General features: G+C 59.8%; 16 protein-coding genes and 2 pseudogenes. 12 read left to right on the forward strand and 6 right to left on the reverse strand.

Going from position 1 to position 15,945, the window contains the following annotated elements; genetic code table 11:
* Window positions 1-90 precede the first annotated feature (90 nt).
* Complete coding sequence (locus GR197_RS19070; protein ID WP_164012268.1) at window positions 91-915, reverse strand: helix-turn-helix transcriptional regulator; 825 nt, start codon at window positions 913-915, stop codon at window positions 91-93.
* Window positions 916-1,006: 91 nt separating this feature from the next.
* Between GR197_RS19070 and GR197_RS19075 the strand changes: the two genes are divergently transcribed.
* Window positions 1,007-1,897, forward strand: a complete 891-nt coding sequence (locus tag GR197_RS19075) for an SDR family oxidoreductase (RefSeq protein ID WP_164012270.1) — start codon at window positions 1,007-1,009, stop codon at window positions 1,895-1,897.
* A gap of 254 nt (window positions 1,898-2,151) precedes the next feature.
* On the opposite strand, the gene GR197_RS19080 is transcribed toward GR197_RS19075, so the two are convergent.
* From GR197_RS19080 to GR197_RS32385, 5 genes and pseudogenes are all read right to left on the reverse strand, one after another.
* Window positions 2,152-2,358 (reverse strand): hypothetical protein, encoded by a 207-nt coding sequence (locus tag GR197_RS19080; RefSeq protein ID WP_164012273.1) that lies wholly within the window; start codon window positions 2,356-2,358, stop codon window positions 2,152-2,154.
* A gap of 1 nt (window position 2,359) precedes the next feature.
* Complete coding sequence (locus GR197_RS19085; protein ID WP_164012275.1) at window positions 2,360-2,560, reverse strand: hypothetical protein; 201 nt, start codon at window positions 2,558-2,560, stop codon at window positions 2,360-2,362.
* 334 nt (window positions 2,561-2,894) lie between these two features.
* Window positions 2,895-3,338, reverse strand: a complete 444-nt coding sequence (locus GR197_RS19090; protein ID WP_164012277.1) for an SRPBCC family protein — start codon at window positions 3,336-3,338, stop codon at window positions 2,895-2,897.
* Between the two features lie 116 nt (window positions 3,339-3,454).
* Window positions 3,455-3,868 carry a GFA family protein gene (locus GR197_RS19095; protein ID WP_164012279.1) on the reverse strand — a complete coding sequence of 138 codons (414 nt, stop codon included), beginning with the start codon at window positions 3,866-3,868 and terminating at the stop codon, window positions 3,455-3,457.
* Window positions 3,852-4,049: pseudogene (locus tag GR197_RS32385) on the reverse strand (hypothetical protein); the annotation flags it as partial. The pseudogene GR197_RS32385 and the gene GR197_RS19095, both read right to left, overlap by 17 nt.
* A 212-nt stretch (window positions 4,050-4,261) precedes the next feature.
* On the opposite strand from GR197_RS32385, the gene GR197_RS19105 reads away from it, so the two are divergent.
* The 11 genes and pseudogenes from GR197_RS19105 to GR197_RS19155 all read left to right on the forward strand — a co-directional run bounded on the left by GR197_RS19105 (window position 4,262) and on the right by GR197_RS19155 (window position 15,761).
* Window positions 4,262-5,263: a substrate-binding domain-containing protein gene (locus GR197_RS19105; protein WP_164012281.1), complete on the forward strand. Its 1,002-nt coding sequence runs from the start codon at window positions 4,262-4,264 to the stop codon at window positions 5,261-5,263.
* Between the two features lie 111 nt (window positions 5,264-5,374).
* On the forward strand, window positions 5,375-6,409 hold the full coding sequence (locus tag GR197_RS19110; RefSeq protein ID WP_164012283.1) for a sterol desaturase family protein: 1,035 nt from the start codon (window positions 5,375-5,377) through the stop codon (window positions 6,407-6,409).
* Window positions 6,406-6,717: a MocE family 2Fe-2S type ferredoxin gene (locus tag GR197_RS19115; RefSeq protein WP_164012286.1), complete on the forward strand. Its 312-nt coding sequence runs from the start codon at window positions 6,406-6,408 to the stop codon at window positions 6,715-6,717. The genes GR197_RS19110 and GR197_RS19115 overlap by 4 nt, the downstream gene beginning before the upstream one ends.
* Window positions 6,718-6,859: 142 nt before the next feature.
* Window positions 6,860-8,065, forward strand: coding sequence for an NAD(P)/FAD-dependent oxidoreductase (locus GR197_RS19120; RefSeq protein WP_164012288.1), 1,206 nt, complete (start codon window positions 6,860-6,862; stop codon window positions 8,063-8,065).
* Window positions 8,065-8,890 (forward strand): annotated as a pseudogene (locus tag GR197_RS19125) (sugar phosphate isomerase/epimerase family protein). The gene GR197_RS19120 and the pseudogene GR197_RS19125 overlap by 1 nt, the downstream one beginning before the upstream one ends.
* Before the next feature lie 202 nt (window positions 8,891-9,092).
* Window positions 9,093-10,748 carry a putative bifunctional diguanylate cyclase/phosphodiesterase gene (locus GR197_RS19130; protein WP_164012290.1) on the forward strand — a complete coding sequence of 552 codons (1,656 nt, stop codon included), beginning with the start codon at window positions 9,093-9,095 and terminating at the stop codon, window positions 10,746-10,748.
* Between the two features lie 73 nt (window positions 10,749-10,821).
* Complete coding sequence (locus GR197_RS19135) at window positions 10,822-11,328, forward strand: hypothetical protein (RefSeq protein ID WP_164012293.1); 507 nt, start codon at window positions 10,822-10,824, stop codon at window positions 11,326-11,328.
* Window positions 11,325-12,497 carry a class I SAM-dependent methyltransferase gene (locus GR197_RS19140; RefSeq protein ID WP_164012295.1) on the forward strand — a complete coding sequence of 391 codons (1,173 nt, stop codon included), beginning with the start codon at window positions 11,325-11,327 and terminating at the stop codon, window positions 12,495-12,497. The genes GR197_RS19135 and GR197_RS19140 overlap by 4 nt, the downstream gene beginning before the upstream one ends.
* On the forward strand, window positions 12,494-14,851 hold the full coding sequence (locus GR197_RS19145; RefSeq protein ID WP_164012297.1) for a SpoIIE family protein phosphatase: 2,358 nt from the start codon (window positions 12,494-12,496) through the stop codon (window positions 14,849-14,851). Before GR197_RS19140 ends, GR197_RS19145 begins: the two co-directional genes overlap by 4 nt.
* 3 nt (window positions 14,852-14,854) lie before the next feature.
* Window positions 14,855-15,415 (forward strand): slr1658 superfamily regulator, encoded by a 561-nt coding sequence (locus GR197_RS19150; RefSeq protein ID WP_164012298.1) that lies wholly within the window; start codon window positions 14,855-14,857, stop codon window positions 15,413-15,415.
* 7 nt (window positions 15,416-15,422) lie between these two features.
* Entirely contained in the window at window positions 15,423-15,761 is a 339-nt protein-coding gene (locus GR197_RS19155; protein WP_003593689.1) for a slr1659 superfamily regulator, read from the forward strand.
* The last annotated feature ends 184 nt before the right edge of the window (window positions 15,762-15,945 follow it).

Genomic DNA, 15,945 nt, shown 5'->3' on the forward strand with positions numbered 1-15,945 from the left:
GAGAGCCTCATCCTGAAATGTGCAGGCCGAAGGCTGGAGCCTCGAAGGACGAGGCGGGTGCGCTGGCATCAGTCCCGCGCTTAAGTATTCTCATCCTACCACCCGCCTGATCTTCTCCGCATCCGCTGCCGTCGCCGGATTATAAACCACCATGCTGAGATCCGGCCGCCCGTCCACCTGGAAGGCCGAATACTCGAAAGAGAGCAGCCCAAGCACCGGGTGCTTGATGTGTTTGGCGCCCTCGCCGTGGGTCCGCACATCGTTGTCACGCCACATGGCCAGGAATTCCGGGCTCTTACGGCAGAGTTCGTCGACCAGCGGCTCGACCTCGGCCGCGGCACCCGCGCGGGCCGCGTCCACCCGGAAGGCTGCGACGACGAAGCGGGCGACGCTTTCCCAGTCGTACTGGGCGGCACGCACGCGTGGATCGAGGAAGATGAAGCGCAGCACGTTGCGCTCTTCGGGCGGCAGCGCGCCGTAATCAGTGAGCAGCACGGTTGCCGCCCGGTTCCAGGCAATCACGTCCCAGATGGCGTTGCGGATCAGCGCCGGGCTCGGGTCCAGTGCATCGAGCACGCCCTGCAGCCTGGGCGTCACCCCCTCTTGCCTGCGGTAGCGCACTTCGGGCGGGCGGCCGAGGCCGATGAGAAACAGATGCTCGCGCTCGACATCGGTCAGCATCAGCGCCCGCGAGATCCGGTTGAGCACATCGGCGGACGGCGCCCCGCCGCGCCCCTGCTCCAGCCAAGTATACCAGGTCGGGCTGATATTGGCGCGGTTTGCCACCTCCTCGCGGCGCAGGCCGGGCGTGCGGCGGCGATCGCCGGCAAACCCGAAGGCGGCCGGATCGAGCTTAGCCCGGCGATCCTTGAGATAGGCGCCCAGCCGGTTTTCAGAGGTGACGAATTCACTCATCCTGTTAGCCAACATACTATGATAAAGTCACTACTTTACCAGGATACAGCAGCGTTCGATATCTGTCTCCATCGAAAACGGAGATATCGACATGCGCGTATTCGTCACCGGAGCCACAGGCTGGGTCGGCTCGGCCGTCGTCAGCGAAATGATCGCTGGCGGCCATCAAGTGCTTGGCCTCACCCGCTCAGAAAAGGGGGCTGAAGAATTGTTGGCCGCCGGCGCTGCGGTCCATCGCGGCACGCTCGAGGATGTGGAGAGCCTGAAGCGGGGCGCGACCGAGGCCGACGGCGTGATCCACACGGGATTCAACCATGATTTCTCGAAATTCGCTGAAAACTGCGCCCTCGACCGGCGCGCCATCGAGGCGCTCGGCGAAGCGCTTCAAGGCTCCAGCCGCCCCCTGCTGGTCACCGCAGGCCTCGGCCATGCGCCCGGCCGCTTCGGCACCGAAAAGGACCCGCCCATGCCGACCACCGAGACCTATCCCCGCGCCTCCGAAATCACCGCAGTATCGCTTGTGGCGCGCGGCTTACGCGCCTCCACCGTCCGGCTTCCGCCTTCGGTGCACGGCCATGGCGACCACGGCTTCGTGCCGATCCTGATCGACTTCGCCCGGCGAACAGGTGTTTCGGCCTATATCGGCGAAGGTCAGAACCGCTGGCCGGCGGTGCACAGGCTCGATGCCGCCCGCCTCTATCGGCTGGCGCTGGAGCGCGGCGCGGTGGGCGGCCCCTTCCTGGCCGTTGCCGAAGAGGGAGTGTCATTCAGGCAGATCGCCGAGGTCATCAGCCGGCGGCTCGACGTGCCCGCCGTCTCGCTGTCGCGGGAAGAGGCGGCAGAGCATTTCGGCTGGTTTGCGATGTTCGCCGGCTTCGACGTGCCCACTTCCAGCGAACATACCCGCGCGCTGCTGGGCTGGCAGCCAACCCAGCCCGGCCTTATCGCCGATATCGACCATCCGGCCTATTTCGGAGGGTAAGGTCGCCGCGATATCGAAAAGCCGTACGCTGGGTCCGCCGGGGCACTTTCCTTCGAGGCATCACCCTGGGAGTTGCGTGCCGCAGGCTGAGGAGCGTTGTGGGATGCCACATATGCGGCGTTGGTGCGCGCCAGTGCTCCCAAGAGCCTCGTCGTGAGTCTCCCCGCCGGGGCCTGAGAGGAAATGGGCGGGTGATCGGGAGGATGCCGCCAACCAGGGTCTCCGCCAAACGCTTCGGCAGAAATGACCTTAGCCTACCGCATCCGGCCCTCGTTCATATTGGCAGGATCGTAGTTGATGTCCCAATCCTTGGGCTTCTTCTTGCCGGGCGGATTCTTGTTTACCGTGGCATCCTCGGAGCCAGTGATAACGGTCGGCTTGGCGCTAGCCACACCGCTGCTTTTCCTGTCCGCTTGTGATTTGGCGAATTGGCCGGCCGCGTCTTTCTCGGGATTGGCCATCTCATTCACCCTTCTGTTTCATGGCGTCGCCGAAATCCTTGGTTTCAGGGTCGCGGTTGTTTTCGCCGTGCGCGTCGCGATCGCGGTCGGGATCATCCTTAGCTTTTAAATAGCCGCGCGGCGTATTTCCTTTCGGACCTTCCCAGCGGGGAGACTGGTCGGTAGTGCCGGGTGCGCCGTCCTTGGGTGTCGTCATGCCCATCGTCTTTCTCCTTGGGTTTGAACAGAGAAAACCGAACAGAACCGGAAGTGTTCCCGGAAAGCTGATCGTATCGCGGCGAGCTCAGTCAGACGGTGTCGTCGACCGGTAACGACAGCGCCAAGGCCAGAGCGAACGATGGGAGCAATTGAGGGCACATGAAGCGCCTCTGCGGCCGGCGGAGCCTGGTGGAACACGCCGCCACGCTGTTGCCTGCATTCTTCACACGACCGCGCACCCGCCTCACCCTTCGAAGCCCCTTATGGGGCCGCTTAGGGTGAGGCGCTCCTACGTGTCGACGCCAGCTTGGGCGCTCCCGACCGGCCGCTCGAATGAGCTATTCCCGTATATCAGGCTCGACGACCCTGGCGAGGTTCTTCAGCGACTCCTGCCAGCCGAGATAGCAAGCCTCAGGCGGTATCACATCCGGTACGCCTGCCTGGGTAATATCCACCTCGGTACCAACCGACACTTTCTTCAGCGTCACGGTCACTTCCATTTCGCCCGGCAGGTTGGGGTCGTCGAACTTGTCGGTGTAGCGAACGCGTTGGCCTGGGACGAGTTCGCGGAATTCGCCGCCGAAAGCATGGCTGTGGCCGGTCGTGAAGTTGCGGAAAGACATTCTGAACGTGCCGCCGACGCTCGGCTCCAGGTGATGCACGGTGCAAAGGAAGCCGTTCGGCGGAAGCCACTTGGCAAGCGCGTCCGCTTCGATGAATGCGCGATAAATCTTCTCCGGTGTGGTCGCCAGAACGCGGTGCAGGCGAATGGTATTCGGCATGTTCGTGATCCTTTTAGATGGACGGAATGGACGAGCTAAGGACGGATAAGGTTTAGCCGATCCGACACGGGATCGATCTTTTCTTCAAGAAAGATCGCTGGAAGCCGAACCTCCCCTTAACCCGGCATGCCTTCGAACTGTGGAAGGTGAAGCGGCGTTGCCCAGGCAAGCCGCCGTTTGATAAACATCTCGACGCCCGGCTGTATCAACTCGGGTCGGTCCAGGCTGCCGAGGGTGACGAAGACGAGGCCGGGGAAGCTCTCGAGATTGCTGCTGAACAACCTCGCGCCGCAATCCGGGCAGAAATTGCGATCGAGACCCTTGCCGGAATCGGCGATATAATGAAACGCCTTCGGGCTGCCGGCAGTCACGGTGAAATCGTCCTGCGGCACGGCAAAAAAGGTGGCGGCCTCGCCGCCCGAGGCCTTCTTGCAATCCAGGCAATGGCAGTCGGCGACGAAGGTCGGATCGGTATCGAAGGCGAACTGCACCGCGCCGCAGGCGCATTTTCCCTTATATTTCCGGCTCATGCCAGGCACCTTTCGTCTGGTGTTGAAATGCCCAAGGCCGCCTGCGGGCGTCAGCCTGCCGCGTGCTTGGCGAGCGCTTCGAGCAGAAGGCGGGCGGGTTCTGTCCGTTAATCAGCAGCCCGTCCTGGACGACATGCACGGCCCAGTCCTCGATCGCCGAAAACTTCGCCCCCCTGCGCTTTCCTTCGGTCCGGCCGGAGGACAAACCTTCCGCGTCCGGTTTACGGTGAAATACGGCCTGCAATCTTATGTTGAACTGGAAAAATCATAGATCGGTCGCCGCTGCGACACAAGTCGGAGCTGTCCAAATACCATCTGTGAGAATTGAAGCGAAGATGTCAGAAGAGAAGATCTGACGCGCAGAGATCAACGAGGGCGCAAGGAACCTGGAATGTGAGCAAGCCGAATTATCGGGACATCGCCCGCCATGCCGGCGTGGGAACCGCAACGGTCGAGCGGGTGCTGAACGGCCGTGGGGGTGTACGTCCCGAACTTGTGGAGAAGGTCATATCCGCCGCACGTCGCCTGGATTATCCGCGCAAGCTTCCCGAGACCCATCGCGGCCTGCTCAGGATAGAAGTGCTGATGGTTCGTCCGGAGACGAGCTTCTACCGTCGCCTTTCCCATGCTTTCGAGAGAATCGTCGCCACCCTCGACCCTATGGTCGTCGTGCACCGCAGCTTCACCGACGAGATGAACGCCGAGGGAATTGCGCGACGCATCCTGTCCACCGACCTTTCGCGGGCCGGGCTGATCCTTGCCGTGCCGAGCAGCCCGGTGATTGGTGCTGCGGTGGAAAAGGTAAATGCGCAAGGCCTGCCGGTCGTCCATGTCGTCACCCGCGCGTCCGAACGCGTCGGAGAATTCATCGGCATCGACAATCACGCTGCCGGCAGGACGGCCGCGCTCTACATCAGCCGAATGGCTCCGCGGGCCGGGCCTGTCGTTGCAATCTGCCACCCTATCTATCAGGTGCATCGCGATCGGATCCGCGGTTTTTCCGATTACTTTCGTGATTATCCCGGCGCCTCCAGCTTCGAATGGCTGGGATTTGGCGGCGATGAGGAGCGTCTCAGCGCCGATCTCCTGTGGTCGGCGCTGGAAACCTATCCCGGCCTTGCCGGGCTCTACAATGCCGGCGGCGCCAACGCCGCGCTGATCGACGTGCTTCGCCGGCATCCGCGCGGCCGCGACGTTTTCTTCGTCGGGCACGAATTGACCGACTACACCCGAGCGGCGCTGCAGGACGGCATCATGGATGTGGTGCTGGACCAGGCGCCCGAGGCGCAGGCGCGGCGCGCGCTCGATCTCGTTTTGAACAGGATAGGCTTGACCGATATCAAACCGGACCAGACACCGATCCGTTTCATCACTATCACCAAGGAAGGGCTTTGATCTAATCAGATCAAGGAAGGCTTCGGCATTCACCAGCGCGCCTGCTATTTTCCAGTCAGCACAGATATGTGGGCGACGCGGAAACAGCCGGCGTGGCTGAAGGAGATGCCAATGGATGATCTGAAATTCGGCAAGCGCAACAAGCGCGGCGACTGGGCGCCGGACCGGCATGTGGAGACCGCGCCGCTTTTCGTCTTTCCGCCGCGACTGATGGTGGTCCTGAAATGGCTGCCGCATTATTTCCTTCCCTGGAACCTGATTTTTGCGGCCTCTGCGCTCGCCTACTGGGCCTGGATCATTCCGCCCGTGGAGACGATGACATCGCTCAGGATTGGGTGGATCGCCTGGCTCTATGCGGTGAACGCCGTCGCGGTCTTCCTGTTCTACGGCGCCTTCGAACTGCATCTCTACGTGTTGAAGCGGCAGGAAAACCGCTTCAAGTACAACGGCAAGTTCCCGGCCGACCACAGGAGCAACGCCTTCTGGTTCGAACGCCAGAACCTCGACAATATTCTTCGCACCTTCCTGTCAGGCGTGACGATCTGGACCGCCGTCGAGGTCGGCATGCTCTGGGCCTATGCCAATGGCTACGCGCCGTGGCTGAGTTTTGCGGAAAATCCATGGACGCTGGCACTCGTGGCGCTTGTGGTGCCGATCATTCATGAGTTCCACTTTTTCTGCATACACCGGCTGATCCACACGCCCCTCCTCTACAAATGGGTGCACTCGGTCCACCACAATTCGGTGAACCCTTCGCCCTGGTCGTCGCTGTCCATGCATCCGATCGAGCATCTGCTCTATTTCGGCACGGCGTTCTACCATCTGCTCCTGCCCTCCAACCCGATCATCATGCTCTACCAGCTGCATTATGCAGGTTTCGGGGCAATTCCCGGCCATGTCGGCTTCGACAAGGTCGAGATCAGCAAGGAGAGGCTGGTCTATAGCCACGCTTATGCCCATTACCTCCACCACAAATATTTCGAGGTGAACTATGGCGACGCGCTGATCCCGCTCGATAAGTGGTTCGGCACCTGGCACGACGGCTCGCCCGAAGGCGAGGCGCAGATGCAGGAACGCTACCGCAGGCGCAAGGAAAAACTCGCAGCCCGCAAGGCCCGCCTGGAAGTCGGGGGGGCCGCCGAATGACCTGGGTTTCAGCTGGCAAACTCGACGATATCGAACAGGAAGGCGCCATCCGCTTCGACCATGGCGGACGCACCTACGCGATCTACCGTGGTCCGGATGACAGCGTCTACTGCACCGCCGGCCTCTGCACCCACGAGGCGATCCATCTCGCCGACGGATTGGTCATGGATTTCGAGGTGGAATGTCCAAAACATTCCGGCGCCTTCGACTATCGCACCGGCGAGGCCATCAGGCTTCCAGCCTGCGAGAACCTGAAAACCTATCCGGCAGAGGTGATCGACGGAGAGGTTCGCGTCGCCCTCGGCTAGCATGTCGCCCCGAAGTGCGCAGCGGTTCCGGGATAGAGACATGCATAAAAACAATGACTAAGGCGTGTCGCATGAATCAAAATCTGATGCGACCGATCCTCCCCGCCGGCGTCGCCGCAGCCGCTCTTTCTATGGAGAAAACATGAACGGTATCGTCATCATCGGTGCGGGCGAATCCGGCACCCGGGCGGCCTTTGCCCTGCGCGAAGCAGGCTATTGCGGGTCCGTCACGCTGATCGGAGCCGAGCCGCATCTGCCCTATGAACGGCCTCCCTTGTCGAAGACCGTCAACGGTGCGGTGCAGATGAAGCTGATCTGCGCGGCAGACGCGCTGGAAGCGGCCGGCATTGCCTATCTCAAGGGCCTGTCGGCTTCAAAGCTCGATACCGGCGCCGGAACGGTTGGTTTGAGCGACGGGCGGGTGCTGCACTACGAAAAGCTGCTTCTGGCCACCGGCGCGCGGCCGAGACGGCTCACCTGCCCCGGTGCAGCGCATGCATTCGGCTTCCGCACCCACGCCGACGCCGAAGCGATCTTCTCCCGTGTTGCGCCGGGCAGCAACGTGGCGATCATCGGCGCCGGCCTGATCGGGATGGAACTTGCAGCGGTGCTCCGCAGAAAGGGCGTTGCGGTCAGCGTGATCGAAGCCGCACCGAGACCTTTGGGCCGCGCCGTCCCTGCCCGCTTTGCCGAAAGGCTGCACACCAGACATGCTGCGGAAGGGGTGCGCTTTTACCTCGACCGGGGCGTTGCGGCGATCAGTGATGACGGCGTCATCCTGACCGATGGCAGCCTCGTGCATGCCGATCTCGTCGTCAGCGCCATCGGCGTCCTGCCTGACATTGCTTTGGCGGAAGCAGCGGGACTGGCGACAGGCAACGGCATCCTGACGGACACCTGTCTTCGCACCAGTGCGCCGAACGTTTTCGCCGCAGGCGATTGCGCCGCGGTGGCTGAGCCCAGCGGCGGACATGTTCGCTATGAAAGCTGGCGGAACGCCAGGACGCAGGCCGAAACCGCGGCGCGAAACATGACCGGAGCCGCCGAGACCTTCCGCGCCCTCCCCTGGTTTTGGTCCGACCAGTATGATCTTGGCCTCCAGGTGGCGGGACTGCCGCAGCCCGCACATCAGATCGTCCTGCGCTCTGTCGCGGAGGGCGAGCTCGAATTTTATCTCGACGATGGCCGCCTGGTGGCAGCCGCGGGCCTTGGCATCGGCAATGGCCTGGCCAGGGACATCAAGCTCGCCGAGATGCTGATTGCCGCAAATATCAGCCCGGAGCCCGCAACATTGTCCGACCCAGGCGTAAACCTCAAAACCCTTCTAAAGAGCGCAAGGGCCGCGTGATGCAGAAGCTGCTGATCTTCCAGTCGCTCTGGGCCATGGAGCGCCGGCATACCGATGGGTTCGAGCGCACACTCGACGAAAACATCGCGATGATCTCCGAGGCGGGCTTCGACGGCATCAGCGCGCATTATACCAACCGCCTGGATGTCGTTGCCCTGAACGAGACCATCCGGGGCACCGGCTTGAAGATTGAGGGCATCTGCTTTCCTCGCTGTGTCGAAGATCTGCGTCTGCCGCTGGAACTGGCCTCGGAGTTTCCGGTCAGTCACATCAATCTGCAACCCGATATCCGCCCGCGCCGCATCGATGCCTGCCTGCCGCTTCTCGATGGCTGGATGCGGCTCGCCGAAGATGCCGGCATTCCCGTGTTCATCGCATCGCGACAGGATGACCGCGGACCTGTTCTTTACGCTGGATTTGCTGGATCGGCGTCCCGAGCTACCGCTCCTGGCTGACCTGTCGCATTTCCTGGTCAGCCGCGAATTCGCCTTTCCGGTCAATGAGGAGAACCACGCTCTGATCCGGCGCATCCTGCAGAACGCCCATGCCTTTCACGGCCGGGTCGCATCGAGCGAGCAGGTGCAGATCGAAATCTCCTTCCCGCATCACCGGCCCTGGGTCGATCTCTTCCTCGAGTGGTGGGAGTACGGTTTTCGCAACTGGCGATCACGCGCCGCCGATGACGCCGAGCTGGTCTTTATCTGTGAGTTGGGTCCCAAACCCTATGCGATCACCGACAGAGGCGGCAACGACCAGACCGACCGGTGGGCGGAGGCCCTGATGCTTCGGCAGATGGTGCGTGAGCTGTGGGCTGCCACTGCCTGAATTCCCCTACATCGGCCTCCCAATCGTCGAAATCCGCCTGATAGATCAGTGTAGTGTGACCTCACACGGCAGGCGTGTCGGCGAAGGTTTTTGGGATTGTGAATCAGGTATGCCTAATGTAAATCTTGACGTGCACAAGTTGTGCAGCAGTTAATTTGCTACGATATCTGGTTAAGGACATTCGACTGGGAGAGGCTTGAAGATGCGGAAAATTCGTGCGGCCAGCCCGGCCCTCGGACAAACACAGTCAAAAGCTTCGAGTTCGATCGACCGGCTTTTGTTCTTTGACCGCGATTTCAATCCCATCGAGAATTTGCTGGGCAATGAGCTGCCTGCTTCCGTCAAACCGGCAGCGTCGCTTTGGGAGCATTTTCCAGAGCTGGACAAATCGGCGGTTATGCTCGCTTTCCGCTCATTGGATGACAGTGGCCAGCCTTTGCGGATATCGGGCGATCTTGGCAGGCCTGGGTCGCAGGGGCTGACGATCTATCGGATCGGCGATCTGTTTGCCGTGGTTCGGTCCGAGGAGCTTGTTGACGATGAGCGCGCAACGCTTTTGCATCTGGCGACCCACGATCCGCTGACGGGACTTCCGAACCGACGCCAATTCAGCGAGGACCTCACGGAAATGCTGCGGGAGACCGCAGGCTCGAACGAGACCCTATCCCTGATGCAGCTCGACCTTGACGATTTCAAGCCCGTGAACGACACGCTTGGGCATCCGGCTGGCGACAAGGTTCTCCAAATTGCTGCACGGCGTATTCAAGACTGCCTGACCGGTGATGACAGAGCCTATCGACTGGCTGGCGACGAATTCACCGTCATTTCCATGGGGTTGGGACAGCCGGCCAAAGCGCACCGGCTAGCAGAAGTTCTGGTTGCTGCATTCAAGAAACCCTTCACGATCGATGGCATCACGGTCTTTGTCGGCGCCAGCATCGGCATATCAACCGCTCCGCCTGATGGAACCAATCCGGAGCAGCTTATGAAGGCGTCAGACCTTGCCCTCTACGCCGCGAAGAAAGAGGGGCGCGGTCGAGCAACCGCGTTTGATGCCTCGATGCTTGAGTCGCTGGAGCAACGCGAACTGCTGCGCCGCAGCCTGCGCATGGCCTTGATCCAACAGCAATTCTCTGTCGAATACCAACCCATCGCCGAGGGCGGCTGCGTTATCGGCTTTGAAGCATTGCTGAGATGGAACCATCCGCTGCTTGGAAAAATTCCACCGGCGGCATTTATTCCGATGGCCGAAGCCGATGGCATGATGCCTGATATAGGCGCGTGGGTTTTGGAGCAGGCATGCCGCGAGGCGATGAACTGGCCAGAGAATTATGTCGTCGCCGTCAATTTGTCGGCGGCTGAATTTCTGACCAGCGGCCTCACGGATCGGATCTCGCAGACGCTCGACCTGGTCGGATTCCCGCCCGAGCGTCTGGAGCTTGAGATAACGGAAAGTGTCCTGCTTGAGCGGACCGTCAACAATATCGACACGCTGAACACTCTCAACGTGCTGGGGATACGGATCTCGCTGGATGATTTCGGGACGGAATATTCTTCCCTGAGCTATCTGAAGACCTTCCCTTTCGACACGATCAAAATCGACAAGTACTTTATCACCGATCTGGAAAGCGATCCGAAAAGCCAGACGATCGTCCGCTGCATCGTGAACCTCGCACATGGTCTCGACATGCAGGTGACGGCCGAAGGGGTCGAGACGCCAGGTCAGGCGGAATGGTTGCACAGTGTCGGCTGCGACAGGCTTCAAGGCTATCTGGTGAGCAGGCCGCTTCCGGTCGAGGCGATCAGTGAGTTCATCACCCGGGTGGAAACATCCGTAAGCCACGCACTGCCATGTTAGGCAACCGATTTTTGCCGTGTTTTGAGAGGGCATGCATCAACCCTAGGCTCCAGGCAAGCTGATGGAGGCTGTATTGGAAAAGGAAGCATCACGCTTCGATGACCCTGCATTGGCGCCGATGGCATCGCTGGAACTGGACGTTGCGATGTTCAAATCTCGATGGCAGTTTTGCGACAGGATTACCGAATATCTCTCAGACATTCTCGGCCAGGGCCACAGCGATCCGGCTCGATATTCGAATTTTCTTTCCGTCGCGGCCAACGAGCTCATTGAACTTGCTTTCCGTTCGACGGGCGAGCCGGGAAGGATCAGCTTCAGTCTCTATCGGAGCGCAACGTTCAACCGGCTGAGGATTGCGTTTGCCTGCGAGGAGGCATTTGGCCGTGAGCACGCGGGTGCGAGATCCAGTGCACGCCAACCTGTCGCGGATGCCGGGTCCGACTTGGTCATGAAGTCCGATGGGACGATTTTGCTCAGAGATTTGGCAACCCTATTCCGGGCCGCGATCCGAATTGAGAAAGACGGTGCGCAGGGGATTCAAATCATTGCGGATTTCCCTTCGGCCGAGGACTTCCAATGAACCTGCTTGCCCACCCCTTCACCGTCCGTTTTGATCCGACAAATCAGGAGCTGTTGCTGTCTGGCAAGATGCGGCCCGAAAGTGCAACCGAGATTGCCGATGCCCTCAAGCTGGTGCGGCAGAGTTTGGAAAAATACAGCGGCGTCGTTTACCTGAACGTCAAACGGCTGACGCACATCAACATGACGGCTTTCTCAGCCCTGTCCGATATACTGACGGCAAGCTGCCTGACCAGGCCGGAACGGAGAATTGTGATCATCACCTCCAGCGTGGTGGCCTGGTCTACCTCGTTGTTCCAGACGTTGGCGGCATCGCAACCAAACCTGTCGGTTGAAGTCTACGATTCATCCTTTTACCCGGGCCAAAGCTTCGTCGAGGATGAGACTTTCATTCCCATTCTCCGCACCCAGACGAAAATGACATGGAGGCACGAGCGCGAACTGCTGCCGCGCCACGGTTTGCGCAACGGCCTTGCCATGGCGGATATCTGTTGCGGAATTGGTGATTTCGCCGCCTTGGTTCAACGGGAATTCAAACCGGCGCGCCTTGTCGCGCTCGATCATTCCGTACGAAGCCTCGACTATGCTCGCAGGGTCGCTGCCGACTTCGATCTGCAGGGGATAGAGTATACCTATGGTGACGCGTCCCAAATGCTGCTTCGAGACAATCAATTCGACTTTGTGACCTGCCGACATTCGCTGCAGATTTTCAACCGTCCCGAGATGCTGCTGCGGGAGCTTTACCGTATCTGCAAGCCCGGCGGCCGCGTCTACATCACCAACGAAAAAAATTCGCATTGCCTGGGCGAGCCGCATGCGGAAACGATAAAATGGACTTATGAAGAAGTCGCCAAACTGTTCAGGCACTTCGACATGGATGTCGAGATGGGGCCGAAAAGCCGCCATCTCCTCGCCGACGCCGGCTTCGACGCCATCAAGGTCGATAGCTTCATGGTCACCAACCTCGACGGGGATCCCCAGGATTTCGCCGACATCATCGAAGCCTGGGAAAATGTCTACGCCGGTGAGATGGCGGTCCGGCGCGGCGACTCCTTGGATTTTATCCGCAGGTTCCGGCAAGGGTTCAAGGATCACGTCTTTGCCGCCCTTCACCCTAAAGGTTACGCGGGCTGGCCGATCTGGGCGGCGTCCGGCCGAAAGCCACTATGATGGATGGGAGATCACCGAAGACAAAGGCAGGAATAGGCTTTCGAGCAAAGTTCATCCTGGTCGTCGGTGGGGCTGTGCTCTTCGACCTGCTGGTCAGCGGTGGACTGGCGCTTTGGAACGTTCAGAGGCTGTCGCGTGACGCAACACTCGAAGTCGGCCAGGGGCTTGAAGCGGCAAGTCAGGAATATATCCGCACCTACGCCGACTCGACCGCGGCACAGGTGAGTTTGCTGCTGCGGCAGGTTCATAGCGACGTCAGCACGCTCGCAGGCGTGCTCCAGGCGCAGATCGACGATCCCGCGCGCAATTCGGACGTCGGCGCTGCAATCGCCCGCACATCTCCCTCCAGCGTCAGCCTCTCCTACGATCAGCAGGGGAAGTGGTCCCAGAACGCGCCGGGCTCAGTCTCTGTCGTCAGCGTCTGGGGTTATTTGCTCGGACAAGACCAGAAGCCGAGATCCGACGTCGAGACCGATATCCAGGCGAGCGCGGTTCTGGATCTTGTTGCGCCGAGCCTGCTGCAGCACGGCGCTTCGAAGCTGCAGATGTATTACATCGGATCGAAAGAACGACCGATTTTCAGAACGGCGCCCTATACAGACCAGGCTCAGACCTTCGACCGCCTCTATCCGGGTCACAACGAGGCGAATTTCTGGGACTTCTTTTTTCCCGGACTTTACGAGTCCTGGCAGGGCTGGGCCAAGGATATGAAGACGCGGCCGGTCGCTGATGATATCACCCAGACCGCGCCCTATACGGACGCCATCACCGGAAAGCTGATCGTCAGTTTCTTTCATCCACTCTGGACAGCAGACAGAAAGGATGTCGCCGGGACGGCCGGCGCCGACATCACACTCGACCAGCTGGCGCAGACGGTTGAAAATGTCAAAGTGGCCCAATCCGGCTTCGGCTTTCTCGCCATGTCCGACGGCAACGTCGTCGCGATCAACAGCACGGGCGAAAAAACCCTCGGTCTGCGGTCCGCCAGCGATGCGAGCGGAACCGGGGTGACCGGCCTGGAGCGCTCGCTGAAGGGCAGCGCCCAGCCGGCGATCGCCAAACTGGCGCTTGACCGCGAACAGGGCATCCAGCATTTGCTGTTGCAGCAGGACGGCAACGAGGTGCCCTACATCGTTATCGTCAAGAAACTGCCTGCGACCAATCTCTGGGTCAGCGGCCCGGTTCGGCAAGAGGCGATGCTGCTTGGCGTGGTTGTGCCCGAGCGCGAAATCGATGCCTCGCTCTATGCCGCCCAGGCCAAAATTTCCGACGCGACGAACCGGATCGTGCTCTACCAAATTCTGGCGATCCTGATGTCCCTGCTGATCGTGACGATCGCGGTATTTGCGGCATCGAAACGTATAACCGGCGGAATCAGCGCGCTTGCGGGTGCCGCCAAGCGGATTCAGGCGAAGGACTATTCGGTCAGAGTGGCCATCACAAGCAAGGATGAGGTCGGCGAAGCCGGCGAAGCGTTCAATCGGATGGCCGAAGAGATCAGCTATCACACCGAAAATCTCGAGCAGCTCGTGGAAGAGCGAACCGCGCAAATCGAAGACGCAAAGGAAGAGATTTCGACGCTGAACGCACAGCTCCAGAGAGAAAACAGACGTCTTGGCACGGAGCTCGCCGTCGCCGAGCGGATCCAGCTCATGGTGCTTCCGCTGGATCAGGAGCTCGAGCAGTTTCAGGCGCTCGAGATCGCCGCCTATATGAGACCAGCGGAAGAAGTCGGCGGCGATTATTACGACGTATTGAAGAACGGCGGCCGGTTGAAGATCGGCATCGGCGACGTGACCGGACACGGGCTGGAAAGCGGCGTATTGATGTTGATGGTTCAGTCCGTCGCCCGCGCCCTGCAGGAAGCCGGAAACACCGATGCCGTGAAATTTCTGACAGATCTGAACAGCGCCCTGTTTAAAAATATCGTCAGGACGAAAATCGATAAGCACCTCACTCTGGCGTTTCTTGACTACGACGGAAAAGAGATGATCCTATCGGGACAACACGAGGAAGTTGTCGTCGTGCGGGCAAACGGCGAGGTTGAGCGCATCGACACGATGGATCTGGGCATACCGATCGGGCTTGAAGCCGATATCTCGGCCTTCATCAAAACTCGTGAAATCGCGTTCGAAAAAGGCGACCTCATCCTCCTGCATACGGACGGCGTGACGGAAGCCGAAAACGACGCCGGGGAACTGTTTGGCATGGAACGCCTGTGCGGCGAAGCAGTTCGGTTGAAGGATCTGAGCGCTGAGAAAGTCGTTTCTGAAATTGTCGCGACCTTGATGCTCTTTATCGGATCGCAGAAGATTTACGACGACATCACGCTACTCGCAGTGCGGCATAGGTGAGACATGAGGCCATCGGTATACGGCATCGAATCTTTGGCCGGCATAAGTCTGGATTCGGGCACGCGCCTGACCTTGACGGATGGCCCTCTGCAGCTTGGATGGAAGCACTCCGGAATGACCTCGGACTTCATAGCGGAAGTCATGGCTCTGCGCTATTCGGGCTCAAGAAAGGGCTATATGCAGGCCCATCATGACATCGGATACCTCAGCAACGAGTTGATCGAAAACGCCGTGAAGTTTCGACAGCCTGGTGAAATCCTCATCGAAGCCGGCATATTCGACGGATCGTTTTTGATCAGGGTGCAGAACACGATCGATGGCGTGACATCCGCTCGCTTTCAGCAACTATTGCATCGCCTCCAATCGAGGGACCCCGGAGAACTTCTTCTTGAGCAAATCGAAACCAACGCCATATCGACAGAAAGCGGTTCGGGCTTGGGCTTACTCACGCTTCTGAGCGATTACGACGCAAAAATGGCATGGGCATTCGAAGAGAATAATGATGAGCATATTATCCTGACGACGACTGCAGCCGTGGCAATGCCGCCCTCCTCCAATCCGTGAGCGAAGAATGGAAATCAGCGACGAAAACTTCCGTGTATGGGCGGAACAGAACGAAGTCTATTTCGACGGCGTATTCCGGCTGGCCGGACCCGACGCCTATGCACCGATCTATTCATTGATTTCAGGCCTGCTTCACGACGGGCACAAACAGGTAACTTTCAATCTGACGGGTCTCGAGTTCCTCAATTCCTCCGGCATAAATCTCCTCGCCAAATTGACCATCGAAGCCAGAAAAATGGGCGACCTGCTGCTCATCGTCAAAGGCACGCACCAATATCCCTGGCAAGCGAAGTCCCTGCCGAATCTCAAGAAGCTGCATCCGCTTCTCGATTTGCGTTTGGCGTGAGTTGGGGGGCCTGCGCCTCAAGGCACTCACCTCTCCACCCTCATTCCTGTCCTCGGGTGTTGATTTCCACTGAGAGCTGACCCGGCGTTTCCACCGAGAAGTGACCCGCCTTTAGGTATCGTTTGTGCTGGTCGTAGTGGTCAAGGTCCTGCGTTTCTCCTTCGTTGTTTTGGGCTCATGGGCC

Source organism: Rhizobium phaseoli (genome assembly GCF_010668805.1).
GTDB lineage: Bacteria > Pseudomonadota > Alphaproteobacteria > Rhizobiales > Rhizobiaceae > Rhizobium > Rhizobium phaseoli_A.